A 24,889-nucleotide genomic window follows, 5' to 3' on the forward strand; every position below is an offset into this window, starting at 1 on the left:
CTTATGCCGCATGCTGCTGGGCAGCAAATGTCTTGACATCACTGATGTGCAGATCCGCACTGACAGTACCCTGACGGCCATCTTCAAATTTGACTTGCGTTTCTATGTATTGCGAGCGCTTAGCTGAATACAAAGCTTCTATCAGCACCGCATATTTTTCTGCAATAAATTTGCGACGGACTTTGCGTGTGCGGGTCAGTTCGTCGTCGTCAGGGTCGAGCTCTTTGTGCAGGATCAGGAAGCGATGTATCTGTGTGCCCGCCATCAGCGTTTCATTGGCCAGATCGGCATTCACTTTTTCTATGCACGACATGATGAGCTGATACGTCTCAGCTTTTGCGGCCAGATCGGTGTAACCGGAATAGGCGATGCCGCGTCGTTCTGACCAGTTACCTACGGCTTCCATATCAATGTTAATGAAGGCGCACACATGGTCCCTGTCATGGCCGAAAGCAACGACTTCTTTGATGAACGGGAAAAACTTGAGTTTATTTTCGATGTAGTTAGGCGCAAAGATATCGCCGTTGGTGAGCTTGCCGACATCTGCTGCGCGGTCGATGATTTTCAGATGTCCTTCGGCGTCAAAAATACCGGCATCACCGGTATGGAAATAGCCCTGTTCATCGATGACTTCGGCGGTGGCATCCGGCCGTTTGTAGTAACCGGTCAGCATGGCACTCGATTTCACCAGCACTTCCCCATTGTCTGCCAGCGTCACTTCCACGCCGGGTGCAGCCTGACCGACGCTGTCAAATTTGATGTTGCCATCCGGTTGCAGGCAAACGTAAGCGCAGGTTTCGGTGGAGCCATACAACTGCTTCAGATTGACACCGATAGAGCGATAGAAACGGAACAGATCAGGGCCAATGGCGGCACCAGCGGTATAAGCGACCCTGACGCGGGATAAGCCGAGTACATTTTTCAGCGGCCCGTAAATCAGAAATTCGCCGATGCGGTAATTGAGTCTGGCTAACGCAGAAACCGGTTTTCCGTCGAGAATGTCGGAGCCATATTGGCGGGCGATTTCCATGTAATACTGAAACAGATGTTGTTTGACAGCGCCCGCATCTTCCATGCGTATCATGACGGTGGTCAGCATGTTTTCAAACACGCGTGGCGGTGCAAAATAATACGTAGGGCCGACTTCACGCAGATCGGTCAGCACGGTTTCGCTGGATTCCGGGCAGTTCACAGTAAAGCCGGTGACCAGCGCTTGCGCAAATGAAAACAAGTGATCGCCGACCCATGCCATCGGCAGATAGGAAAGTATATCTTCGTCGGCACTCAGGTGATCAAAGCCTGCACCGCCGACAGCAGCGGTCATGAATGAGCGATGACTCTGGCATACGCCTTTCGGCTTACCGGTGGTGCCTGAGGTGTACAGCATGACGGCAGTGTCTTCTGGCTGACCGAGTTCGATCTGATGCATGAAAAATTCAGGGTGGGTACGGTCATACATGCGCCCGGCTTCCTGCAAGGCGGCGTAAGAACTCAGTTCGGGCTGGTGGTAATGCCGCATACCGCGTTCATCTTCAAAGCAGATGTGCTGTATGCCGGCATATTGTTGTTTGATGTCGAGTAATTTATCGACCTGCTCCTGATCTTCGACAACGGCAAAAGCAATTTCTGCGTTTTCCAGCACATACGCCATGTCGGCTGCCGGCGCATCCTGATACAAAGGCACCGGAATACCACCGAGGCACTGTGCTGCCATCATCGCCCAGTAAAGACGCGGGCGGTTATCACCGATAATCGCGAGGTTCATGCCGCGCTGAAACCCTTGTGCCGCCAGACCGCAGGCGAGCGCGCGCACTTCGTCGTTGACCTGTTGCCAGTTCCAGGTTTGCCAGATGCCCAGATCTTTTTCACGGAACGCCGGATGCTCCGGGCGCATTTTTCCATGTTCCAGCAATAATCTCGGGAACGTTGTGTTCTCTGTCTTTGTCATGTCTCCACCACCAGCCTTATTTGTATTGGCCTGTCTGGTCAGCTGTACGATACTTTGATCGTTTAAGCAGCCAGTATGATTGCTACTTTTTTTATGAGTTTCTGCACTACGTCCTACATCAGACTTACTGCAGGTGTTATCTGCGGCTATTGAAACTGTCTGGCATTGTCGATACCGGTCTGCGTATAGCAATCAACGGTGTTTAAGTGGCTCGATTGCATGTCAGCTCGCTTACAATGTCTCCATCAGGACTGACGTCATTTATTCCAGCAAGTCAGTGTGCAGTGTGGCAACGCGCTGGACGATTCTGCGTCAGTTCTGAATAATTTTTTTGTTGATCAGATACTAGTTACTTGTACCCGCTGCGGCTGTCGTTTAACTGACAATCTGACGGAATGAACCAACTTTCGGTGGTGCGTTGCACAAATATGGCGAATATAAAAAGTGAACTGAAACAAGGCCTGGCAAAGACAATGTGGGCGCACATGCTGGCGCCGGATCACATGCAAAAAGTCGAGGATGAGATCATTGAGCGCTTTATCCCGGCCGGTGGTTATGTTTGCCGCAAAGGCGATCCTGTCGATCATTGGATGGGAGTGCTAGATGGTTTTCTGAAAATGAGCAGTATTTCGCCAGAAGGAAAAACGGTCACCTTCAGTTGTATGCTGGCGGGTGGCTGGTTCGGCGAGGGTTCCTTATTAAAAACTGAACCGCGCCGTTACGATGTCGTTGCACTGCGTGATACTCGCGTCGCGTATATGCCGCGCAGCACCTTCACTTTTTTGCTGGATAACAGTATTCCATTCAATCGCTTTCTCTTGCATCAGTTGAACGAACGGCTGGGCTTGTTTATTTCTTTGGTGGAATATGATCGCATGCTTGATCCGGACACCCGCGTCGCACGTTGTCTCGCAGCGATGTTCAATCCCTATCTGAATCCCGGTAGCAGTATGCAATTGCAGATATCGCAGGAGGAGATTGGCTATATTTCCAGCGTGTCGCGGCAACGAGCGAATCAGGCTTTGCAACTGCTCGAAAAGAAGCAATTGCTGTCCGTTGATTATGGCGGTATCACGATTTTGAATCTGGAAGGTTTGCGGCGTTATCCTGAACCGGTGGTCGCATGAAGACCTTGGCGATAGTTGGTGCGGGTAAAGTCGGTCAGGTGTTCGGTCGTTGCTTTCAGCAGCACGCTGTATTTTCCATCACGCAGATATTGAACCGGACATCTGCCAGCGCCCAGTCTGCCAGAGAGTTTATCGGTGCCGGTGCTGCACTTGCCAACTGGCAGGAGTTAATCGCAGCAGATGTGTGGATGCTGGCGGTTGTTGATGATCATATTTCTGAGGTCTGTACTGCCTTGTGCGAACAAGGACTGATCAATGAACATACCATCGTGTTTCATTGCAGCGGCTCGAAGGCATCCACAGAACTCGCAGCGGCGGCGGCATCAGGTGCTGCGGTTGCCAGTGTGCATCCGGTGCGTAGTTTTGCAGACCCGCAAGCAGTGGCGGAGCAATTTTCTGGAACCATATGCAGTCTTGAAGGCGATCGCCGGGCGCTTGCTGTGTTGCTGCCAGCGATGCAGGCCATCGGTGCGCAGACGGTTGAGATCAGCGCTGAATCCAAATTGTTGTATCACGCAGGTTCTGTGTTTGCCAGCAATTATCTGGTGAGTCTGATGGACGTTGCCTTGCGCGCTTATCAGTCGGCGGGGATTCCATCTGAACTGGCGCTGGCAATGGCTGCACCGTTGGCGAGACAATCGCTGGAGAATGTCTTCACGCTGGGATCAGCCGCAGCACTGACCGGGCCGATCGCGCGCGGTGATATGACAACGGTCAGCAGGCAGCAGGCGATCGTGGCGCAGTGGGATCCGGCTGCGGGAGATTTATATCAGGCATTCGTTACTCCCACTGTCGAATTAGCGGCTCGCAAACATCATTCAGAGAAATAGACGCTGTTACGCCCGTTGGCTTTTGCCTGATACAAAGCCTGATCCGCACGCTCAAATACACTATCCTCGGTTTCATTGCTACGGCATTCTGCAACGCCCATACTGACAGTGACGCCGAGTCGTGTGCGGGTAAGGTCGGTGGTGCGTGAAAAATCATTGTTCTCAATGGTACTGCGCAGGTTTTCTGCGATTGAGGTTGCTTTTTCGAGTGTGCAGTTTTTCAGCAGAATAAGAAATTCCTCGCCGCCCCAGCGACAGAGCACATCGCTCTCGCGTAAGGAACGTTTCGCGATCGCGGCGATTTCTTTGAGCACGTGATCACCGACCAGATGCCCGTGTTTATCATTCACCTTTTTGAAAAAATCAATATCCAGCAAAATCGCACACATAGGTTGGCGTGTGCGCTCGGCGTCGAGCAGGCTTTGCTGAAAAACGAAATCAAATGCATGACGGTTCAGCAGATTCGTCAGAGAGTCCGTTGACGCCGATTTTTCCAGACGTTTCTGGTAGCGACGCACTGTGAGCAGAACCATGACCATGATCAGAATGGTGATGGTGGCGCTGATACCAAGATTCAGCAGGAACACATTCTGAATCGGCCTGATACCAGAATTCGCCTCTTGTTCCACCAGCAAATGCCAGCCGAGTTCCGGGATATAACGCGAGTTGACCAGTACGGTTCCATTGTCTCCCTGATATTCCAGATGCATGGATTCACTTTGGCGATTCGCCAGAATTTTCTCGGAGATACTCTGGATACCGCTGATCGTCTGGATGTTGTCGCCTCGTTTACTGAAATTACTTCCGGTCAGAGTGACTTTACCTTTCTGATCAGCGAAGTAAATCTGGCGATCAAAGCGTTTTTGATAGCTGTCAATCAGATGTTTCAGTGTATTCAGCGTCAGCCCTATACCGGTAGCGCCGATGAATTGACCTTGATAGTCAAGAATCCGGTAATTGACGAAGATCGTGACTGCGTCGTGATTGGCGAGATCCAGATCGACATTGGTTTCGTAGGCGGATTTGAGATTTTTTACACGAAAAAACCAGGTGTCACGCGGTTCGCCTTCTTTGATTTGCTTTAATAAGCCGTCAGCATGGTAGTAATTGCGGGATTTATCTGAAATCAGAAAACTGGATATCGCTTTATTCTTGAGTTTGATTTCTTTCAGATATTTCGTGATTCTTTCCTGCTCTTCTTCACCGTTGATGATCCAGTCGCGGACAAAAGTGTCATGTGCGATTTGCGAAGAAACGAAAACCGGTCGCAGTATGTCTTTTTGTATCTCAGAATAAACATTGTCTCCGGTGATAGGCAGTGTTTGTTCCGAAATTCCTTGTTGTATCGTATCGCGCGAGACGATATATCCGGCAACGGTGGTGAAGACAAAACCGGCAATCAGAAATAGAGATAGCCATACCAGCAGACCGTATTTTTTTAACATGTTTTTCATGGACTGTAGACGGAGCGAATGCATTAAGTTTGGGCGAGATCATACTATAAACCCATGCTATTTCGGTCGGATATGCGTCGGAAATTACTTTCCATGTGGAAATGTTGACGAAAAAAATGCCGCATTTAGCGGCATTTTGTATTCAAGCAACGGTATTTAGCGATTTTTGCTGATTGTCAGACGATTTAAGGACGAGGTGTCAGGGAAACGTGCAAGCGCAGACGTGAACCAGGATCATATGGCATGACTGAGGTGTAAGTCCGACCGTTGTACTCATAAGTGACGGCATAACCATTCGTGCGAGTTTGCCAGCTATCGACGGTTCTGCATTGACGAACCGGGCGGCTCTCGTAACCTTGCTGACCATTGTTGCCATTGTCCATACGGTCGCCAACCAGAGCGCCAGTAATTGCCCCCGCTGCAGCAGCAGCGATCTTACCGTTGCCGCCACCAACCTGACTACCGAGCAGACCGCCGGCAATACCGCCGATAATGCCGCCAGAGTTGCTGCGTTCTTGTGGACGTTGATAAGTTTCGTATTCAGTCCGGCAATCCTGACGTGGCATGTTGATTTGTTCAACTTGCGGTGTGACGTTAACGACGCGTGCATAATCCTCAAAATCAGCTGCCTGCGCAATGGAACCAGCGCTGGTGATTGCCAGCAAAGCAGCGGCAGTGGAGAGTTGTTTCAGTGTGAATGTCATATATACCTCGATGCAAGTGATCATCAGTTCAGTTTAGTCCTCTTTTAACGCATCAGGTTCCGATAAGGACGACAAGAAAGATGTAAATCTATGTTTCAGCCATGTTTCTGAACATTGCGTACAGATTCCAACGCAGGTTGTCAGATCGCGCATAACGATACTGGCCGCAAAAATATTGCCGGAATGTCGATTAAATATTCTTGTTTTTACCGTCGCTGGGTTCGCCTGCACTATGTTTTAATGCGCGTATTGTGGCAGTGACGTCATTTATTGGTTGGTGGTTTTGATGACGGCAGTGGGTCATCTCTTATAAAAAGGAATTCGCATGATGGTAACGCCAAAACTCAGTGCTTCGGTTTATGCATCGTATATCGTTGTGGCAGTCAGTTTATTTTTAGTGTTGAAAGCGGGCTTGTTACTGGCTTTATTTTCCGGGTTGCTGGTGTATTCACTGGTACACATGCTGACGCCGATGATTGCGCAGAGGTTCAGTCATCGCCAGCCGCGCATGATTGCGGTCGCATTATTGTCCGCGATATTAATCGTCAGTTTGCTGTTGGCAACCTGGGGGTGTCATGTGTTTTTGCGCAGTGATGCCGGGAATTTGCATAATTTGCTGCAAAGACTGGCAGATATTCTGGAGTCGTCACGCAGTCAGGTACCGCTGTGGATGAGCGCCAATATTCCCGAAGACGTTGATGCGCTGCAGACGATGATTACACATTGGTTGCGTGAGCACGCGGGGGAGGCAAAATTGCTGGTGCCGGAAGCTGGTCATCTGATCGTGCATTTATTACTCGGAATGATCATCGGCAGCATGGTGGCCTTGCGCGATGCCAGTGGTGACAGCAATCACAAACCGTTTGCCGCCGCGTTACATCAACGGATTGCCGCCTTTGCACAGATATTTCATAAAATTGTCTTCGCACAATTCAAAATTTCGCTGATTAATACGGTATTAACCGCGATTTATCTGCTCGTCATTCTTCCTTTGGCCGGCGTGCATCTGCCGCTGACCAAAACTATGATTGCAATTACCTTTCTGGCTGGCCTGATTCCTGTCGCTGGCAATATCATTTCTAACTCCGTGATCGTGATTGTTGCGTTATCGCACTCATTGAATATGGCTATGGCTTCATTGGTCTTCATGATCGTAATTCACAAAGCGGAATATTTCCTGAATGCGCGCATCATAGGAGAGCAAGTCAATGCGCGGGCCTGGGAGCTATTGACTGCCATCTTGGTAATGGAAACCCTGTTCGGTGTGCCGGGTGTTGTCGCCGCGCCAGTGTTTTATGCGTATCTGAAGAAGGAATTGAGTGATCGCGGCTTAGTCTGATTTTGCCCCGTTTGGTGCCATAATAGGATTCTGCAACAGACACTTCAGACATTTCATTGTAAATAAAGAGCTAAACATGATTCTCGAACTTGCCGACATCCGCATTCACCCAGGACAACAAGAACAATTTGATGCTGCTATTCAGCGTGGGCTGGATGAAGTCATTTCCCAGGCCAAAGGGTTCAGCGGTTTTAAAGTGAATAAGGGGATAGAGTCCCCTGAACGCTATGTCCTGATGATTTTTTGGGAAACACTGGAAAATCACACGATAGATTTCCGCGAATCTCCGGCCTTTTTGCAATGGCGCTCTATCGTTGGTCCGTTTTTTGCGGCACCACCAACCGTCGAGCATTTCAGCCTGCTGACAAAATCATCCTGAATTCCGTAGGGATATTCCCTGGCTTGACTTGATTCTCTGCGTTTCACCCCAAGCTAAGAGAGTCTTAAAAAGCCGGCACGCTCCCCAGATATTTGCGAAAGCTGCCGGCGACTCAGGCAGCTTATCAAAAAGGTCACTATGGTTCCGCATCTTGTCACGGCTCTCAACGGGCCACTGCACGATCTCGAAAAGAAAATTCTGGAGGCAACGCCCGCCATCGAACGTTGGTTCCGTCTGGAGTGGCAGGAACATACGCCGCCATTTTACTGTTCCGTCGATTTACGCAATGCGGGATTCAAATTAGCCCCTGTCGATACCAATTTATTTCCGGGTGGATTTAATAATCTGGCAACAGAAATGCTGCCATTGTCAGTGCAGGCAGCAATGGCGGCGATAGAAAAATATTGTCCCGATGCCAAAAACCTGTTGCTGATCCCGGAAAGTCATACACGCAATACCTTTTATCTGCAAAACATCGCCCGCCTGATGCAGATATTCCGTCAGACTGGTCTGAACGTGCGCCTCGGTTCTTTATCTGCAGATATTACCGAGCCGACGCCGATTGATCTGCCGGATGGCAGCCAGCTGATACTCGAGCCGCTGGAGCGCTCTGAAAATGGGCGCCGTCTGGTGCTGAAAAATTTTGATCCGTGCACCATCGTTCTGAATAACGATTTGTCGGCAGGCATACCGGCGATTCTGGAAGAGCTCAATGAGCAAACCTTGTTGCCGCCGCTGCACGCGGGCTGGTCTATGCGCCGCAAGAGTAATCATTTTTCATCGTATGATGAAGTGGTGAAAAAATTTGCCAAACTGGTCGATATTGATCCGTGGATGCTCAATCCGTTTTTCACCAAAGTGAATGGGATTAATTTTCACGATGGCACAGGCGAAGACGCGCTGGTCGCCGCAGTTGATACGATACTGGCGAAAATCCGTAAAAAATACAAAGAGTACGGCATCAAGGAAAAACCGTTCGTGATCGTCAAGGCAGATGCTGGCACTTATGGCATGGGCATTATGACGGTGCACCATTCCGACGAAGTCCGCGAGTTGAATCGCAAACAGCGCAATAAAATGTCCGTCATTAAAGATGGCATAGCCGTCACTGATGTGATTGTGCAAGAAGGTGTGTACACCTTTGAGCAGATCAAAGATTCCGTCGCTGAACCGGTCGTCTATATGATCGATCGCTATGTTGTCGGTGGCTTTTACCGTGTGAATGAAGAGCGTGGCATCGATGAAAATCTGAACGCACCGGGGATGCAGTTTGTGCCGCTGGCTTTTGCCCAGCAACATGCGGTGCCGGACATGAAAGCAAAACCAGGGACGGCAGCACCGAATCGTTTTTACATGTATGGTGTGGTGGCGCGGCTGGCATTGCTGGCGGCTTCACTCGAGCTGGAAAAAACGGATCCTGATCCTGAAATCTATTAATTGGCCTGCTGGCTTGTCGCCGGTGCGCCGTCATTTTCTTTAAAAATTGCCATGAAAATCGCCTTTCTGACTGACCCGCTGTCGCAGTTCAAGACTTATAAAGATTCCACTTTTGCGATGATGCGCGAGGCAGTCAGGCGAGGTTACGCGGTGTATGCGTTTGGCCCGGCAGACATGGCGCTGGAAGGTGGCAAAGTCATTGCCAGCATCAGTAAGATTACGCTGACTGGTGACAGCGAAGACTGGTATCGCGCCGAAGCGCCACAGGCGTTGCCGCTGAGTGCTTTCGATGCGGTATTGCAGCGTAAAGACCCGCCGTTTGATATGGAATATATCTACGCGACTTATTTGCTGGAGCTGGCAGAACAACAGGGCGCACGCGTCTTCAACAAACCGGCAGCGATACGCAATCACAATGAAAAACTGAGCATTGCGCAATTCAGCCAGTTCACCGCACCGACGTTGGTGACCCGCGATGAGCAGCGTATCCGCGCGTTTCACCGCGAACATCAGGACATCATTCTGAAACCGCTCGACGGCATGGGCGGCGCCGGTATTTTCCGGATTCGTGCCGATGGCATGAACCTGGGTTCCGTGATCGAAACGCTGACGCTCAATGGCAGCCGCACCATCATGATCCAGCGCTATATTCCCGAGATCGTCAATGGTGATAAACGTATTTTGCTCATCGGTGGCAAGGTCGTGCCATATGCGCTGGCGCGGATTCCGCAAAACGGCGAAGTGCGTGGCAATCTGGCGGCGGGCGGTGTTGGCGTGGCGCAGGAATTGTCGGCGCGCGATCTTGAGATTGCGCAGACTTTGGCGCCGCAGCTTTATCAAAGAGGCTTGTTGCTGGTAGGATTAGACGTCATTGGCGATTGCCTGACCGAAGTCAATGTGACCAGCCCGACCTGTTTCCAGGAAATTACGCAGCAAAAAGGCGTGGATGTGGCCGCGATGTTTATTGATGCGCTTGAAACAGCCGTTTCAGGGCGTTAATATACTCCCCGGGGTATGTCGTAACCCCCTAATGAAATCAAGGAGAGTAAGTGAAAATTGGCACATACTCCCTCTATTTTGAGAAATTATGGTTGGAATACTGTTGATGACCCACGCGCCGCTAGGCTCGGCATTTATCCAGGCTGCAGCCCATGTTTTTCGCGGTATGCCGGAGCGCCTGGAAGCGATCGATGTGATTGCCGATCAGAATACGGATGATGTGCACCGTCTGGCGCTGGAAGCGGTACAACGACTCAATGACGGCTCCGGCGTGCTGGTGATGACCGATATCATGGGTGGAACGCCATCCAATTGCTGCCGCCAGCTAGGCGAACCCGATCAGGTTGCCACCATTGCCGGTATCAGCTTGCCGATGTTGTTGCGGGCGATTACTTACCGTAATGACGCGCTCGATGTGGTTGTGGAAATGGCACTCGCGGGCGGTCAGAATGGCGCGCTGCGGATAGATAACCGTATCCGGCTGTCACCGAATTAATCAAAGAGTTGAAAGTAGAGCATGATCCAACAAGAAATTGAAATTGTGAACAAACTTGGTCTGCATGCGCGCGCATCGGCCAAATTTACGCAACTGGCCAGTAAATTCAAAAGTGAAGTCTGGGTGACACGCAATGGTCGCCGTGTGAATGGCAAGTCGATCATGGGCGTGATGATGCTGGCGGCGGGTAAGGGCAGCAAAATCATGCTGGAAACCGATGGTGCCGATGAGCAGGAATGCTTTGATGCCATCGTCAATCTCGTCAATGATAAGTTTGGTGAAGGCGAGTAATGATTTTTTCCGCGCAGACCATGTGAAGTGTTCCAGGTGCGATGGTTCTGCAGTGTTGTATCCGTTTGCTCATTTTCCTGAAGGCAGGTGAGTAAAGACAATTAAGAACATGGGGCACGAGGCATGGCATCATTTACATTGCAAGGCATCCCTGTTTCACGCGGTATCGCGATCGGTCGCGCGCATTTATTGCGTCCGGCTGCGCTGGATGTGAAGCATTATCTGGTTGCGCAGGAATTAGTCGAGGCGGAAGTGCTGCGCCTGCAAAACGCAATTGCGCAAGTCCACGTTGAATTACAGGCGATCTGGGCCGATCTGCCGCAGGATGCACCGACCGAGCTCGGCGCTTTTCTGGATGTACACGCTCTCATTTTGTCCGATCCCATGGTATCGGAAGCCCCGCTCGATATTATCCGTACCCGCCATTACAACGCCGAATGGGCGCTCGTGACTCAGGTCGATGAGCTGTCGGCGCAGTTCGATGAAATCGAAGACGATTATCTGCGCGAACGCAAAGCCGATATTCAGCAAGTTGCCGAGCGGGTGTTGAAAGTGCTGACCGGCTCTTCTAGTCAGGTTCCTTCTTCCGATGGGATAGATGAGCGCACCGCTAACATGGTCGTGGTCGCCAGAGATATTTCTCCGGCAGATATGATGCAATTCCGCGATGTCGCTTTTACCGGGTTTGTCACCGATGAAGGCGGGCAAAATTCGCATACTGCAATTGTGTCGCGCAGCCTTGGTATCCCTGCCGTGGTCGGTATGGGGAATGCTTCGCAACTGATAGAACAGGATGACTGGCTGATCATCGACAGCGATGCCGGCGTGGTCATCGTTGCGCCGCCGACGATGGTGCTGGAACAATATCGTGAACGTCAGGCGCTGCTGCTCAAACAAAGAAAAAAACTCTCCAAACTCAAAAAAACCCCGGCGGTGACGCAGGACGGCATTGAAATTACCTTGCTGGCAAACATCGAATTGCCGGGCGACGCCACCCCTGCGCTTGAGGCTGGCGCCAGTGGTGTTGGCCTGTTCCGTTCTGAATTTCTGTTTATGGAGCGCAGCGGCGAACAGCATCAGTTGCCGAGTGAAGAAGAGCAGTTTGATGCTTATCGTAAGGCGGTACTTGGCATGAAAGGCCGTCCTGTCACCATCCGCACTTTAGACGTGGGTGCTGACAAACCACTGGAAGCGGCTGAACACAATATTCTCAACCCTGCCTTAGGTTTGCGGGCAATACGCTATTGTCTGGCCGAGCCGCAACTTTTTCTGACGCAATTGCGGGCAATCTTGCGTGCGTCTGCATTTGGGCCGGTCAAAATTCTGATTCCGATGATGGCGCATGGATTTGAAATCGAACAGACCTTGCAACTGATCGCGCAGGCCAAGAAAGAACTGACGGCAGAAAAGAAAGAATTTGATGCAGGCATACCGATCGGCGCGATGATAGAAATTCCCGCTGCCGCGCTGGCGCTGCCGATGTTTGTTAAAAAGCTCGACTTCTTATCTATCGGCACGAATGACTTGATCCAGTACACGCTGGCAATTGATCGCGCCGATCACGAAGTTGCACACTTATACGATGATTTACATCCGGCGATTTTGCAGTTATTGCAGATCATCGTCAGTACGGCAGAAAAAGCCGGGATTCCTTTGTCGATTTGTGGCGGTATGGCAGGCGATTTACGCCTGACCCGCTTATTGGTCGGCATGGGATTCCGGGAGTTATCAATGCCTGCGGCGTTGTTACCAGAGATTAAACAGGCGATTCTGAATACCCGGTTTGACACCTTGCAACCATATGTGAAAAAGATCTTGCGCAGCTATGATTCTGCGGTGATACAGGAAACGCTGGGTCATATGGAAGCGCTTGGCAAAACGTTGCATTGAATCCGGAACAGGTTTGACGATGAGGCTGGAGTTCGTTATCCTTGCCAACTTAGATGCAATTAGATACAGGCGCCGATTTGAAAATCAGCTTGCGGGCGCGGTCTGGACAATTTCCGGACAATAAATACGGCTAAAGCGAGCTTGAATGCAGCTTTCCTTCCTTCACATTCAGCCCTTCTTTTAGCCTTCCTTAGTTTTTGAACGAGAATTTTCTCGATGGAAGAGTGTATGTCAGCCTTACCAGGATCCGTTGGTGCCGTGACACCACAGGCGTTTCACTTTGAGGCGCCGTTGCCTTTACAAAGTGGCGCATCAATTGCCGGATACACCTTGATGGTGGAAACCTATGGCAGCTTAAATGCAGATAAATCAAATGCCGTACTTATTTGTCATGCCTTGAATGCATCTCATCATGTCGCAGGTTACTACGCCGACCAGCCCAAGAATATAGGGTGGTGGGACAACATGGTCGGCCCCGGTAAACCGGTAGATACCAACCGTTTTTTTGTGATCGGCGTCAATAATCTTGGTTCCTGTTTTGGCTCCACCGGCCCTATGCATACGAACCCCGCCACGGGCAAACCTTATGGCGCTGATTTTCCGGTGGTCACCGTAGAAGACTGGGTCAACGCGCAGGCGCGTCTGGCAGATGTTATGGGGATAAAGCAATTCGCTGCGGTCATGGGCGGCTCGCTTGGTGGTATGCAGGCACTGGCGTGGAGTATTTTGTACCCGGATCGTTTGCAGAACTGCGTGGTAATCGCATCGACGCCAAAACTGTCGGCGCAGAATATCGCGTTTAACGATGTGGCGCGGCAGGCGATACTGACTGATCCGGATTTTCACGGCGGTGATTTCTATGCGCATGGCGTCGTTCCGCGCCGTGGCTTAAGAGTGGCGCGCATGATAGGTCATATCACTTATTTGTCGGATGACGATATGGCCGAAAAATTCGGACGTGATCTGAAGTCGGATGATTACCAGTTTGGCTACGGCGTCGATTTTGAAATTGAATCTTATCTCCGCTATCAGGGCGATAAATTTTCAGATTACTTTGATGCCAATACGTATTTGCTGATCACCAAAGCGCTGGATTATTTTGATCCGGCCCGCCATACCGATGGCGATCTGACCAAAGCGCTGGCGACAACCAAAGCGCAGTTTTTACTGGCCTCATTCACTACCGACTGGCGTTTTTCGCCTGAGCGCAGCCGTGAAATTGTGAAAGCCTTAATCAGTAACAAACGCACCGTCAGCTACGCTGAAATTGATGCGCCTCACGGACACGATGCATTCCTGCTGGACGACTCCCGTTATCTGAATCTGGTTGCGGCGTATTTCGATCGCATTGCGACAGAACTGAAAGGAGTGTCAGCATGAATTTTTCAGAATTAAATCAATTACGTCCCGATCTGGCTTTTATTGCCGACTGGATTCAGCCGCAGTCACAAGTATTGGACGTGGGTTGCGGCGATGGCGTCATGCTTGATTATCTGCAAACCGACAAACAATGCAGTGGCTACGGCATAGAGATCGCGGACGACAAAACACTTGCCTGCGCGAAACGTCATATTAATGTGATACAGCAAGACATGGAAAATGGTCTGGGCATGTTTGATGACAATGCTTTTGACACTGTGTTGTGCTTATCGTCATTACAGATGATGAAGCATGTGGAACCTTTGTTGCGTGACATTGCCCGCGTCGGTCGTGAAGCCATCGTCTCTTTTCCGAATTTTGGCTATTGGCCGCATCGTACTGCATTATTGCTGGGGAAAATGCCGGTATCGAAATCCTTGCCGTATCAGTGGTATGACACGCCGAACGTTCGTTGTGCAACGATTTATGATTTCGCCGATCTTGCCAACGAAGTCGGTCTGGAAGTCATGCAATGTGTTGCTCTGCATGAAGGTCAGCCAGTGAATTTTTTACCTAACTTGCGTGGCAGTCTGGCGGTGTTCAGGTTGCGTAAGCGTCAAGCTTAGTGTTTAAGAGATCGATTCGGGCAAATAGCGATTTTTATTGCGGTATCTTTAAAACTGGCGGCATGATCACCATTTCTCTGGGTAACCTGTTCACTGGCTTATTACTGGCTTAAATATGAAACTGCATACACTCTTTGCTGCTGTTCTTTTTGCGACGATGGGCTCTGCATTTGCGCAGAATGCAACGTCGCAGGATGGCGTCAAAATTGGCGGCAACTCTCTTTTAAGCAAATTCGCTCCGGTCGGAGCGCTGGAAAACCAGGCTGCAACGCAGTATGCACAAACCATGCAGCAAGCTGAAAAGCAACATGCGCTGGGACCCGATAATCATCCACAAGTATTACGGTTACGCGCCATTGCCAATAAGCTGATCCCTTATTCGTTGAAATGGAATGAGCGAGCGAAGCAGTGGAAGTGGGAAATTAACTTGCTGGGATCCAAGCAAATCAATGCCTATTGTATGCCTGGTGGCAAGATTGCTTTTTATTCCGGGATTCTGGATACCTTGAAACTGACTGACGACGAAGTCGCGATAGTCATGGGGCATGAGATCGCCCACGCCTTACGCGAACATGGTGCCGAAAGAGCAGTGAAATCGAGCGCCGCTAATTTATTCGTCAAAGGGGTAGAGATTTTTGCCGGAGCGAAAGGATATGATCCGAATATCGCTGGTTCGATTGCAGGCGGTGCCGCAAACATGACCATGTTGAAGTTTTCCCGCGATAATGAAACAGAAGCGGATATTGTTGGGCTCGATATTGCGGCACGTGCCGGTTACGACCCTCGCGCCGGGGTTGCTCTTTGGCAAAAAATGGGCATGGTCAATAAAGGTGCCCCGCCGCAATGGTTGTCCACCCACCCCGCTGGGCAAAACAGAATTGCTGAAATTCGCCGCCACTTACCGGAAGTGATGCCTTTGTATGTGAAGGCGAAAGCATTGTCTCTGAATGGCATTGCGCCATATCGGACCAACGTCAAAGGTATTGATCCGGTTACCTATCCATAGTTTCTATGCCTGTGGCAGCCGTTCACCGCCACCGGGATTTTTCTTCATCTGAAAGAAAAGTTTCTTTTCAGACATCTCAAAAATAAAAATTGCGCAGATTTCACCCAAAGTAAGCAGATTCGCTAAAAAAAGCACATCTGTTGTGCATTTGTGACATTTTCATGCATGGAAAACCACGATGTCATCGTCCTTTCACAATTGGGTGTAACACTTTGTAATGTTGAAAAAATTATGTGATAGACTATTTTCACATATCAATATACAGCTGATTCACTCGAATTTACTTGTCCGGTCAGCACACAAAAATCAACAGTGTCATATAAAAATAGACGATAGAACCTGGTGTCTGTTTTTTTTAAATCAAAAGAGCAATCGTTTGCGTATCAGCCAATTTATGTTTTTCAGCGGTCGCAATCGATTGCGTGTTGAAATCAGGCATAAAAAATGCATTACACCGTTGCTCGTAAGCTTTTTGTATCGCGGTTGCAGGTTGAAGTTTTTATAAAGCCAGTGTATTGGCACTAAAGTGTGGTGATGGAGATGTCATCAAGCGGTGTTAAAAGCTTGAGATGATGAACAGGGTTCAGCGCAATTTTATTTTATTTACCGTAATTTGATCCGGGAGCAGTCAATGAAACAATCTACGAAGCCTTCAGCGTTTCCATCACGTTTGTCGATGGTCGCGATTGCATGCCAGTTGGCATGCATGGGTATTTCCACTGCGCAAGCACAGGAAGTCAGCAACGAACAAACAAGCTCAACACAAGTCACTATTACCGGCAAAAAAGTCGGTATGGGTTTGATGGTTCAGGAAAATGCGCCAAAAGCACGCAGTACAATTACTGCAGAAGAGCTGGCAAAACAACGTCCTACCGGTAATGCGTATGAAGCGCTGGAACTGATGCCTGCGGTCAACAGCTACAATTATGACGCAACTGGTTTGTTCGGCGGTGGCCTGACTCTGCGTGGTTTTAACAGCGATCAGATCGGTGCAACGATCAATGGCGTACCTGTTAATGATTCCGGTAGTTTCTCAGTGTATCCACAAGAGTTTGTGGATCAGGAAAATACCTGCACACAGTTCGTCACACAAGGCTCGACTGACGTTGATTCTCCACAAATCGGTGCAACTGGTGGTAACTTCGGTATTACGACATGCGACCCTTCCAAAGAGAAGCGTTTCCGCGTAATGCAAACTGTTGGCGGCCTGAATCTGTCCAAAACTTATCTGCGTTACGATACAGGTATGTTGTCGGATAACCGTTCCCGTTTGTTCATTTCCTACTCTCATGCGCAAGCGGATAAATGGAAAGGTGATGGCGGAGCTAAACGTGATCACGTCGATTTTGGCTTCCGTACAGACTTCGATAAATTCAACTCTATCAGCGGCGTTGTTCTTTACAACCGCGCGATCAACCAGAATATCAGTTCATTCAGTCTGGCTGATCTGAACAAAAATGGTTACTACTACGATTATTCTACGAAATTTATTGGTCATGTGACGCCGACCAAAGGCAAAGCAGACAACGATCCTAGCCAAGCCAATGCTGATTCTTTCTATAAGTTGACACAGAATCCGTTCGAAAACGTGATTGCGTCTGTCACTGGGAAAATGCGTATCGGCGAAAACACCGACGTCAAAGTTATTCCTTACTACTGGTACGGTTACGGTAATGGTGGCGTTCAACAAAAACTGGTTTCCGAAGTTGGTTTCCTGAACGTTGCAACTGGCAAGAATACCGGTGCAGTGGATCTGAATGGCGACGGAGATACACTTGATAAAGTGATTGTTGCGAATGCGAGTGTGACACGCACAAACCGTCCTGGTATTACAGCTTCCGTTACCCATAACCTTGGTAATCATCAGTTGCTGGCTGGTTTCTGGTACGAACGTGCAACGCATGAGCAATTTGGACCGATGGTTTCTGTTGACGCTGCTGGTAACGCGAGCGACATCTGGTTGCAGAACGGCATGATCATGCGCCCTGATGGCACGCCTTATCAATCCCGTGACTGGAAAACAATCAGTACGGCATATCAATTCTTTGCTCAAGACACCATCAGTCTGTTAGACGACAAATTGCAAGTCAACATTGGTGTACGTGCGCCAACGATGAAGCGCGATTTCACTAACTATGCGAATGAAGGTTCAAGCTCGGGTACAACATACAATATTTCTAAATCATATTCAGAAGTATTGCCACAATTAGGTGCTCGCTACCAAATCGACAACAATAATCAAGTGTTCGCAAGTTTGGCTAAAAACATGAAAGCGCCGCCAAACTATGTTTACTCGACAACGAATAACGTTGTACTGGTCAATGGTGTTCCAACGATGCCGGTTGATGTGAAAGCAGAGACATCGGTGAACCTGGATTTGGGCTATCGTCATCAAAGCGACAAACTCACAGGTCAGTTCACGGTATATTCTGTTGATTTCCGTGACCGTCAGGCGACTGCGTACGACGTAATCAGCAACACCAGCAGTGTTACTAGCGTTGGTAAAGTGAAGACCAAAGGTTTTGAAGTTGAACTGGGTAATACTCCAGTCAATGGCTGGTCTTTCTACAGTTCAGTTGGTTACGCTAAGAGCGAAATTCAGGATAACCTGATCGCAAGCAAAACTGCCGTATTGCCAACAGCAGGTAAAGAAATGACACTGACGCCAAACTGGAAAGCAGGCTTGAGCGCACAGTATGAGACAGCAGTATGGTATGCACGTCTGAAAGCCAAATATACAAGCAGCCAATGGGCAACGATGACTAATGATGAATTGGTTCCTAGCTACACATTGCTTGGTCTGGACGCTGGTTATCAGTTCGCAAACACTGGCTGGTTGAAAAAACCAACAGTACGTCTCAGTATCAGTAACCTGACAAACGAGAAATATCGCAATCCATCCAGCTTCAACGTGACAAATGCTCAGGCATATGGCACAGCAGCTGCGAAGACTGTGTTTTACTACCTCGGTGCACCACGCTTCACATCTGTCACATTCTCTGCAGATTTCTAATCGCATGAATGCGCAGTTGCTGTAGTCAGTTTTCAAGGTAAAGCAACGACAATTCAGGCCTGCAACGATTTCTTGTTGCGGGCCTTTTTTATTTGATAGTGGCAAAGATATGAATAAATTCAAACTCATCAGCCTTGCTGTTCTTGTCGCCATCGGCGGCTGCTCGACAACGTCAGACAAGAATGCCGGACTTAGCAACATCACCATCTTCAGTATCAATGATTTTCACGGCAATCTGCAGTCGGATCAGCCAGTACCTTATCTGGCAAGCAAGGCAGATGTTGCTAATCCGGGTAAAACAGTGAATGTTCCCTCTGGTGGTTATGCTTATCTGGCGGCGAAGTTAAAAGAGCGTCGCGCAGCGGTGCCATCCAGCATACTGGTAGGGAGCGGTGATTTGATGGGTGCATCTCCTATGGGCTCGGCGTTGCTGAAAGATGAGCCAGTGATCGAAGCCTTGAATCAGCTTGACCTGACGGTGACAGCAGTCGGAAATCACGAATTCGACTCTGGCACGGCTGATCTGATGCGTAAAATTAAAGGCGAATGTGCTTCCTCTGGCTGCGCATACGCAGATTTTCACGGTGCTAAATATGCGTATCTTGGTGCGAACGTGTATGAGCAGGGCAGTAATACGCCGTGGCTGACACCGTATGTAATACGTCAGGTCGGGGATGTGAAGGTCGGTTTTATCGGTGCGGTGACGTCCGATGTTCCTAATCTGGTGGCTGGTGACGCGATTAAACGCCTGCGTTTTGACGATGAGGCGGCGTCGATAAATCGCTATGTGCCTGAGTTGCAAAAGCAAGGTGTGAATGCGATTGTTGCGCTGATTCATGAAGGTGCGAGCTACAAAGGTGCTGAAAACGATCCGACTTATCGTTGCGAAGGCTTGCAAGGGCCGATTATTGATATCACTAAAAAGCTCGATAAAGCCATATCGTTGGTTGTCTCCGGTCATACTCATCAAGGCTATACGTGCAAAATTGATGGTCGCCTGGTTGTACAAGGCCGTAGCTATGGCGCGTTTCTGACAGAGTCCACGCTGACGATAGACCGCAACACCAATACGGTGGTGAATGCTGTCGCTATCAATCACTTGATTGATCAGCAGCAGATTAAAGCCGATGCAACGGCGCAGGTGCTGGTAGATAAAGTGGCGACACAAACGGCGGCGTTGCGCCAGCGTCCAGTCGTTACGATAGACAAAGCATTATTACGGTCGAGTGAGTCAGGTCGTTTCGACAGTGTATTAGGTAACATCATCGCCGATGCACAACTGCATTACGCTCAGCATCATGGCGGTGCCGACATTTCGTTGATGAATGCAGGTGGGATTCGCAGTGATTTGCCATCCGGCAGTCAGAAAACACCGATTAATGTCACTTTTGGCGATTTGTATGCGGTGCAGCCCTTTGGGAACAACATCGTACGAATGAGATTGTCGGGCGCCCAATTATTGCAGGTACTGCAGCAGCAGTGGGCCGGTGGACGCCCTGCAGAAGAGCCGAAAAAACTGTTTGTCTCGCACGGCCTCAGCTATGTCTGGAATCCGGCAGCGGCGATAGAGCAGCGTATCACCGACGTTAAGATCAAAGGTAAAGCGCTTGATCCGACGCAGCAATATCAGGTGGTCGTGAATAATTTTCTGGCGGATGGCGGTGATGGCTTCAGTGTGCTGAAGCAGGGAACAGATCGTCAGCTGATCGGGCGCGATCTGGATGCATTTGAATCGTATATCCGCGAGCGCGGTGATCGCATCACCGATGTGCAGCTGGATCGCGTGCAGCGCCGTTAGTCGCACGACTCATCAGGAAAAATTGCGAGAAATTTAAACCGCTTCTCCTAATATCTGTGCGGGTTTCCAGTCATTTTGGCTTGGAAACCCGCTTTTTTATTAGGACTATCGAATTAAACGTAGCTGATAATCAGCGGCGAATGGTCAGAAAAGCGCTGTTCTTTGTAAATGGAAGCTGAGTGTGCTTTCGCTGCGATACCGGGCGTTGCGACATGGTAGTCAATTCGCCAACCAACATTATTCGCCCAGGCCTGACCACGATTACTCCACCAGGTGTAGGCTTCGCCAGTCGTATCTGGATGCAGGCGGCGATACACATCAACCCAGCCTTGTTCGTCCAATAAACGTGTCAGCCACGCGCGCTCTTCAGGTAAAAAGCCGGAGTTCTTTTGATTGCTCTTCCAGTTTTTTAAATCGATTTCCTTGTGGGCAATATTCCAGTCGCCGCAAATCACCAATTCCCTGCCTTCTGCCATCAGCATTGCCAGATGTGGAAAAAATTCATCCATAAAGCGGAATTTTGCTTCCTGTCTTTCCGGTGATGACGATCCGGAAGGGCAATAGACAGAAATGACCGAAACGTCATCAAAATCGCAACGCACATAACGCCCTTCCGGGTCAAATTCTGCGCTGCCAAACCCGATGTGTACTGCGTCTGGTTTTTTCTTGCTATACACACCAGCTCCGGAATAGCCTTTTTTTTCTGCGTAGTGAAAGTGCCCGTGATAACCGTGCGGATTCAGAAAATCAGCCGTCATATCCGGTGCCTGCGCCTTCAATTCCTGCACGCAAACGACATCCGGGCTTTCTTTCTCCATCCATTCAAAGAAACCTTTTTTTGCTGCAGAGCGAACGCCGTTTAAGTTGGCGGAAACAATTTTGGTCATGTTTTGGAGGCGTAAAATAGGTAAATTCAAAAATTAGAGGCACCGGGGAAGCACAAGTTCTTTTATGCGCTGAGTTGCTTCAATCCGTGTCCGGTGTTTTATCTGTCATCCAGACTAGACAATTTATATAATTAAATTAATTGTTTATTTGATACTTTATGCGACATTTTTCTAAATACCTTTGCAAAAATCCATGCTGAAAGTATGCGTGTAAGGTTGTAGGTGAGGGAAAATTCACGGGATACAGCACATTTCACAATGTAACTTTGCTTGCGGCTATCTCTCGATTTTGAGACTCTAAGCTGGAGATTACTAAACGCTTTAGCATTATAATAGCGCCTGCCCACTGTTTGAGCACCTCACCTATTCACGCTAAGGGCGATCACAAAGCTAATGACGAAAAATCCCATTTCCCCTTTTTATGCAATTTATTCCTTGTGGCAGCATCGGCAGTTAATTCTGGATATGGCTGGCCGCGATGCCTTAGGTAAATACAAAGGGTCGAGGTTGGGCATTATATGGTCGTTATTGACACCGGTGTTTATGCTTGCTATTTACACCTTCGTATTTAGCGAAATATTCCGGGCACGCTGGACTCCCGCCAGCCAGTCGAAAGCTGAATTTGCCATCGCATTGTTTTCCGGAATGATTATGTTCAATCTTTTTTCGGAGATCATTAATCGCGCTCCGACGCTGATTGTCAGTAACGCCAATTTTGTAAAAAAAATTGTGTTCCCTCTGGAAATTCTCGCTTGCGTTAGTTTGTTTTCAGCGATGTTTCATATGCTTGTCAGTACGGCAGTGTTGCTGCTGTTTCAGTTAATTATGAATACGTATCTGCCTTGGACAGTGTTGCTGTTACCTTTTGCCGTTTTACCATTGGCACTGCTGTGTTTGGGCATTTCATGGTTTTTGTCGGCGCTGGGAGTGTTCATCCGTGATGTCGGGCAGACCATAGGTTTGTTAGTGACGGGCCTGATGTTCTTATCGCCGGTCTTTTTTCCTTTATCTGCCATTCCTGAAAAATGGCAGGGGTTGGCGCGGTTGAATCCTATGGTGTTTCCGATTGAAATGGCGCGGGATGTGCTGGTATGGGGGAAAACTCCTGACTGGGCAGAATGGGGAATCTACTTATTAATGACGCTGCTAGTGGCATGGGCAGGTTTCGTTTCTTTTCAGAAGACACGCCGGGGATTTGCTGATGTCATCTGAAGCGATCATTAAAGTTCACAACGTCAGCAAGTGTTATCAGATTTATGATCGACCTAATGACCGTCTGAAACAGGGGCTGTTTTCATTGGCTGCCCGACTCTGTCCAATCACCACATTAAAACAGTCTTTACTGCAAAAGGCGCATGCATGTTCGCGCCAGTACTGGGCTTTGCATGATGTCAGTTTTGAATTAAAAAAAGGCGGTGCTTTCGGCATCATCGGACGCAACGGTTCAGGCAAAAGTACCCTGTTGCAGATATTGTGCGGGACCTTAAATCCTACGCATGGCAGTGTGGAAATTCATGGGCGCGTGGCGGCATTGCTGGAACTCGGTTCCGGCTTTAACCCAGAATACACCGGGCGAGAAAATATCTATATGAACGGCCAGTTATTGGGGCTGAGCAGAGAACAAATTGATGAACGTATCGACGACATCATCGCGTTTGCCGAAATCGGTGAATTTATCGAGCAGCCAGTTAAAACGTATTCCAGCGGTATGTTTGTCCGTGTCGCGTTTGCGGTGATCGCCCATGTGGACGCCGATATATTGGTTATTGATGAGGCGCTCGCTGTCGGCGATGCATTCTTTACGCAAAAATGCATGCGTTTTTTACGTAATTTCATGGAAACCGGCACAATTTTATTTGTCAGTCATGACACCGCTGCGGTGAAAAGCTTATGTGAGCATGCGATCTGGTTGGAAAAAGGCCAGATGCAATTGCTGGGAACGGCGAAAGATGTTTCTGAGCGCTATTTGCAAGCTTTCTATGAATCGGTGCAAGGGCGCAGCACAACAACCAGGATGCGGCCAACGGCGACATCTGCGCCTATATTGCCTGCGCAACGGCGTGATGCGAGATCTGACTGGATTAATCAAAGTAATCTGCGAAATGACATCCGCCTGTTTGAGTTTGATGAGAAGGCAGCAAGTTTCGGTACCCGCGATGCAGCGATTCACGCTGTTGAATTTTTTGATCAGGAAGGTCAGCCCCTGAGTTGGGTGGTTGGCGGTGAACCTGTTACTTTCCGCATGAAAGCGATGCTCGCAACCGAGATTTATTCGCCGATTCTCGGTTTTTATATCAAAGATAAACTGGGTCAGATTTTGTTTGGCGACAATACTTATCTGACTTATCAGGATACGCCGTTATCGGCGGAGGCCAATACCCTGATCGAAGCTGAATTTGAATTCATCATGCCGATCTTGCCCAAAGGCGATTATTCCGTCTGTGTGGCGATTGCGGCTGGTTCGAATGAAAACCATACTCAACTTGAGTGGATGCATGACGCCATGATTTTACGATCTGAGTCCACTTATGTTGCGACGGGTCTGGTCGGCGTACCCATGCAGAGTATTGTGCTCAGAACAGTTAATCTCAATTAATAAAATATACGAAAAGGTAAGAGCAATGCATATCAGCTCAATGGATAAAATGCGGGCGTTCCGGGAGAAATATCTTGAGTCCCGGACTAATACTGCATTGCAGATTCTTGACATCGGTAGTCAGGAAGTCAACGGCAGTTATAAGTCGATTTTCAGCGATCAGCCGCTTTGGAAATATCAGGGATGTGACATGGTCGAAGGTAAAAATGTCGATATCGTTCTGACAGACCCTTACGACTGGAAACAAATTAAATCAAATTCAGCAGACGTTATCATTTCTGGTCAGGCGTTCGAGCATGTCGAACTTTTCTGGATCACAATGCTGGAAATCGCGCGCGTGCTGAAACCGGGTGGCTTATGTTGCATAATCGCGCCATCAGGTGGTTTCGAACATCGCTATCCTGTCGATTGCTGGCGTTTCTATCCCGATGGTTTCAGTGCATTGGCAAAATATGCGAAACTGAGCGTGGTAGAGTCTTACACTCAATGGGAAGATTTGCCACAGTATGACAACGACAACAATTGCTGGCATGATTCAGTGCTGATCGCTCGTAAGGATCGGGCATTTGGATTCCGGGATGCTCTCAGGCAGCAGTTAATCAAGTGGAGCCGACAACTGTAATTGCCGAATTAAAATATACGTTTAGATATTTTCTTGCTGCTGTCAAAGAGTTGTCAGTAACACGGCGTATAACATCAGGTAATCGAAG

Annotated in this window: 21 protein-coding genes; 17 read left to right on the forward strand and 4 right to left on the reverse strand. The window is 49.0% G+C overall.

Annotated elements, in window-relative coordinates:
- Window position 1: 1 nt before the first annotated feature.
- Complete coding sequence (locus H8K26_RS13515; RefSeq protein WP_190480243.1) at window positions 2-1,948, reverse strand: AMP-dependent synthetase/ligase; 1,947 nt, start codon at window positions 1,946-1,948, stop codon at window positions 2-4.
- A gap of 473 nt (window positions 1,949-2,421) precedes the next feature.
- Here H8K26_RS13515 and H8K26_RS13520 point away from each other — a divergent pair, with 473 nt between their 5' ends.
- Window positions 2,422-3,075: a Crp/Fnr family transcriptional regulator gene (locus H8K26_RS13520; protein WP_390366957.1), complete on the forward strand. Its 654-nt coding sequence runs from the start codon at window positions 2,422-2,424 to the stop codon at window positions 3,073-3,075.
- Window positions 3,072-3,905 carry a Rossmann-like and DUF2520 domain-containing protein gene (locus tag H8K26_RS13525; protein WP_190480245.1) on the forward strand — a complete coding sequence of 278 codons (834 nt, stop codon included), beginning with the start codon at window positions 3,072-3,074 and terminating at the stop codon, window positions 3,903-3,905. The genes H8K26_RS13520 and H8K26_RS13525 overlap by 4 nt, the downstream gene beginning before the upstream one ends.
- On the opposite strand, the gene H8K26_RS13530 is transcribed toward H8K26_RS13525, so the two are convergent.
- Complete coding sequence (locus tag H8K26_RS13530; protein ID WP_223827034.1) at window positions 3,890-5,350, reverse strand: sensor domain-containing diguanylate cyclase; 1,461 nt, start codon at window positions 5,348-5,350, stop codon at window positions 3,890-3,892. The two genes, H8K26_RS13525 and H8K26_RS13530, sit on opposite strands and share 16 nt — an antisense overlap.
- 194 nt (window positions 5,351-5,544) lie before the next feature.
- Window positions 5,545-6,063, reverse strand: coding sequence for a glycine zipper 2TM domain-containing protein (locus H8K26_RS13535; protein ID WP_186884317.1), 519 nt, complete (start codon window positions 6,061-6,063; stop codon window positions 5,545-5,547).
- Between the two features lie 325 nt (window positions 6,064-6,388).
- Here H8K26_RS13535 and H8K26_RS13540 point away from each other — a divergent pair, with 325 nt between their 5' ends.
- The 12 genes from H8K26_RS13540 (at window position 6,389) to H8K26_RS13595 (ending at window position 20,696) form a co-directional block, all read left to right on the forward strand.
- A complete protein-coding gene (locus H8K26_RS13540; RefSeq protein ID WP_186884318.1) occupies window positions 6,389-7,402 on the forward strand; it encodes an AI-2E family transporter in 1,014 nt (337 codons plus the stop codon).
- Between the two features lie 76 nt (window positions 7,403-7,478).
- Window positions 7,479-7,781, forward strand: a complete 303-nt coding sequence (locus H8K26_RS13545; protein ID WP_190480249.1) for an antibiotic biosynthesis monooxygenase family protein — start codon at window positions 7,479-7,481, stop codon at window positions 7,779-7,781.
- Window positions 7,782-7,919: 138 nt separating this feature from the next.
- Window positions 7,920-9,218 carry a glutamate--cysteine ligase gene (gene gshA / locus H8K26_RS13550; RefSeq protein WP_186884320.1) on the forward strand — a complete coding sequence of 433 codons (1,299 nt, stop codon included), beginning with the start codon at window positions 7,920-7,922 and terminating at the stop codon, window positions 9,216-9,218.
- Window positions 9,219-9,269: 51 nt separating this feature from the next.
- The gene (gene gshB / locus H8K26_RS13555; protein WP_190480250.1) at window positions 9,270-10,217 is read left to right on the forward strand and encodes a glutathione synthase; all 948 of its coding nucleotides are present in this window, start codon (window positions 9,270-9,272) and stop codon (window positions 10,215-10,217) included.
- Between the two features lie 88 nt (window positions 10,218-10,305).
- Entirely contained in the window at window positions 10,306-10,713 is a 408-nt protein-coding gene (locus tag H8K26_RS13560) for a PTS sugar transporter subunit IIA (protein ID WP_186897621.1), read from the forward strand.
- Between the two features lie 21 nt (window positions 10,714-10,734).
- Window positions 10,735-11,004 carry an HPr family phosphocarrier protein gene (locus tag H8K26_RS13565; protein ID WP_186884323.1) on the forward strand — a complete coding sequence of 90 codons (270 nt, stop codon included), beginning with the start codon at window positions 10,735-10,737 and terminating at the stop codon, window positions 11,002-11,004.
- A 123-nt stretch (window positions 11,005-11,127) separates the two neighbouring features.
- Window positions 11,128-12,894, forward strand: coding sequence for a phosphoenolpyruvate--protein phosphotransferase (gene ptsP, locus H8K26_RS13570; RefSeq protein WP_190480252.1), 1,767 nt, complete (start codon window positions 11,128-11,130; stop codon window positions 12,892-12,894).
- A gap of 228 nt (window positions 12,895-13,122) precedes the next feature.
- On the forward strand, window positions 13,123-14,274 hold the full coding sequence (gene metX / locus H8K26_RS13575; protein WP_223827035.1) for a homoserine O-succinyltransferase MetX: 1,152 nt from the start codon (window positions 13,123-13,125) through the stop codon (window positions 14,272-14,274).
- Window positions 14,271-14,879: a methionine biosynthesis protein MetW gene (gene metW, locus H8K26_RS13580; RefSeq protein ID WP_186884326.1), complete on the forward strand. Its 609-nt coding sequence runs from the start codon at window positions 14,271-14,273 to the stop codon at window positions 14,877-14,879. Before metX ends, metW begins: the two co-directional genes overlap by 4 nt.
- Window positions 14,880-14,994: 115 nt before the next feature.
- Window positions 14,995-15,885, forward strand: coding sequence for a M48 family metallopeptidase (locus tag H8K26_RS13585; RefSeq protein ID WP_190480256.1), 891 nt, complete (start codon window positions 14,995-14,997; stop codon window positions 15,883-15,885).
- Window positions 15,886-16,516: 631 nt separating this feature from the next.
- Window positions 16,517-18,898, forward strand: coding sequence for a TonB-dependent receptor (locus H8K26_RS13590; RefSeq protein ID WP_186884328.1), 2,382 nt, complete (start codon window positions 16,517-16,519; stop codon window positions 18,896-18,898).
- A gap of 109 nt (window positions 18,899-19,007) precedes the next feature.
- Window positions 19,008-20,696 carry a bifunctional metallophosphatase/5'-nucleotidase gene (locus H8K26_RS13595; protein ID WP_190480257.1) on the forward strand — a complete coding sequence of 563 codons (1,689 nt, stop codon included), beginning with the start codon at window positions 19,008-19,010 and terminating at the stop codon, window positions 20,694-20,696.
- Between the two features lie 113 nt (window positions 20,697-20,809).
- Here the strand turns inward: H8K26_RS13595 and H8K26_RS13600 are convergent, their stop codons facing one another.
- The gene (locus H8K26_RS13600) at window positions 20,810-21,583 is read right to left on the reverse strand and encodes an exodeoxyribonuclease III (protein WP_190480260.1); all 774 of its coding nucleotides are present in this window, start codon (window positions 21,581-21,583) and stop codon (window positions 20,810-20,812) included.
- Window positions 21,584-21,976: 393 nt separating this feature from the next.
- Between H8K26_RS13600 and H8K26_RS13605 the strand changes: the two genes are divergently transcribed.
- Genes H8K26_RS13605 through H8K26_RS13615 form a run of 3 tightly spaced genes read left to right on the forward strand, consistent with a single transcriptional unit; the run spans window position 21,977 to window position 24,801 of the window.
- Window positions 21,977-22,795: an ABC transporter permease gene (locus tag H8K26_RS13605; RefSeq protein WP_190480262.1), complete on the forward strand. Its 819-nt coding sequence runs from the start codon at window positions 21,977-21,979 to the stop codon at window positions 22,793-22,795.
- A complete protein-coding gene (locus H8K26_RS13610) occupies window positions 22,785-24,179 on the forward strand; it encodes an ABC transporter ATP-binding protein (RefSeq protein WP_190480264.1) in 1,395 nt (464 codons plus the stop codon). The genes H8K26_RS13605 and H8K26_RS13610 overlap by 11 nt, the downstream gene beginning before the upstream one ends.
- A gap of 25 nt (window positions 24,180-24,204) precedes the next feature.
- On the forward strand, window positions 24,205-24,801 hold the full coding sequence (locus H8K26_RS13615) for a methyltransferase domain-containing protein (RefSeq protein ID WP_190480266.1): 597 nt from the start codon (window positions 24,205-24,207) through the stop codon (window positions 24,799-24,801).
- Window positions 24,802-24,889: the final 88 nt, after the last annotated feature.

Source organism: Cognatundibacterium aquatile (assembly GCF_014699135.1).
GTDB classification, from domain to species: domain Bacteria; phylum Pseudomonadota; class Gammaproteobacteria; order Burkholderiales; family Burkholderiaceae_D; genus Undibacterium; species Undibacterium aquatile.

What these genes read in the sequence shown, in the direction of transcription:
- ptsP (WP_190480252.1), top strand. Translation starts at nt 11,128, where the DNA reads ATGGCATCATTTACATTGCAAGGCATCCCTGTTTCACGCGGTATCGCG.
- H8K26_RS13545 (WP_190480249.1), top strand. Translation starts at nt 7,479, where the DNA reads ATGATTCTCGAACTTGCCGACATCCGCATTCACCCAGGACAACAAGAA.
- H8K26_RS13535 (WP_186884317.1), bottom strand. Translation starts at nt 6,063, where the DNA reads ATGACATTCACACTGAAACAACTCTCCACTGCCGCTGCTTTGCTGGCA.
- H8K26_RS13540 (WP_186884318.1), top strand. Translation starts at nt 6,389, where the DNA reads ATGATGGTAACGCCAAAACTCAGTGCTTCGGTTTATGCATCGTATATC.
- H8K26_RS13565 (WP_186884323.1), top strand. Translation starts at nt 10,735, where the DNA reads ATGATCCAACAAGAAATTGAAATTGTGAACAAACTTGGTCTGCATGCG.
- gshB (WP_190480250.1), top strand. Translation starts at nt 9,270, where the DNA reads ATGAAAATCGCCTTTCTGACTGACCCGCTGTCGCAGTTCAAGACTTAT.
- H8K26_RS13590 (WP_186884328.1), top strand. Translation starts at nt 16,517, where the DNA reads ATGAAACAATCTACGAAGCCTTCAGCGTTTCCATCACGTTTGTCGATG.
- metX (WP_223827035.1), top strand. Translation starts at nt 13,123, where the DNA reads ATGTCAGCCTTACCAGGATCCGTTGGTGCCGTGACACCACAGGCGTTT.
- H8K26_RS13585 (WP_190480256.1), top strand. Translation starts at nt 14,995, where the DNA reads ATGAAACTGCATACACTCTTTGCTGCTGTTCTTTTTGCGACGATGGGC.
- H8K26_RS13595 (WP_190480257.1), top strand. Translation starts at nt 19,008, where the DNA reads ATGAATAAATTCAAACTCATCAGCCTTGCTGTTCTTGTCGCCATCGGC.
- H8K26_RS13600 (WP_190480260.1), bottom strand. Translation starts at nt 21,583, where the DNA reads ATGACCAAAATTGTTTCCGCCAACTTAAACGGCGTTCGCTCTGCAGCA.
- gshA (WP_186884320.1), top strand. Translation starts at nt 7,920, where the DNA reads ATGGTTCCGCATCTTGTCACGGCTCTCAACGGGCCACTGCACGATCTC.
- H8K26_RS13530 (WP_223827034.1), bottom strand. Translation starts at nt 5,350, where the DNA reads ATGTTAAAAAAATACGGTCTGCTGGTATGGCTATCTCTATTTCTGATT.
- H8K26_RS13605 (WP_190480262.1), top strand. Translation starts at nt 21,977, where the DNA reads ATGACGAAAAATCCCATTTCCCCTTTTTATGCAATTTATTCCTTGTGG.
- H8K26_RS13525 (WP_190480245.1), top strand. Translation starts at nt 3,072, where the DNA reads ATGAAGACCTTGGCGATAGTTGGTGCGGGTAAAGTCGGTCAGGTGTTC.
- metW (WP_186884326.1), top strand. Translation starts at nt 14,271, where the DNA reads ATGAATTTTTCAGAATTAAATCAATTACGTCCCGATCTGGCTTTTATT.
- H8K26_RS13610 (WP_190480264.1), top strand. Translation starts at nt 22,785, where the DNA reads ATGTCATCTGAAGCGATCATTAAAGTTCACAACGTCAGCAAGTGTTAT.
- H8K26_RS13560 (WP_186897621.1), top strand. Translation starts at nt 10,306, where the DNA reads ATGGTTGGAATACTGTTGATGACCCACGCGCCGCTAGGCTCGGCATTT.
- H8K26_RS13520 (WP_390366957.1), top strand. Translation starts at nt 2,422, where the DNA reads ATGTGGGCGCACATGCTGGCGCCGGATCACATGCAAAAAGTCGAGGAT.
- H8K26_RS13615 (WP_190480266.1), top strand. Translation starts at nt 24,205, where the DNA reads ATGCATATCAGCTCAATGGATAAAATGCGGGCGTTCCGGGAGAAATAT.
- H8K26_RS13515 (WP_190480243.1), bottom strand. Translation starts at nt 1,948, where the DNA reads ATGACAAAGACAGAGAACACAACGTTCCCGAGATTATTGCTGGAACAT.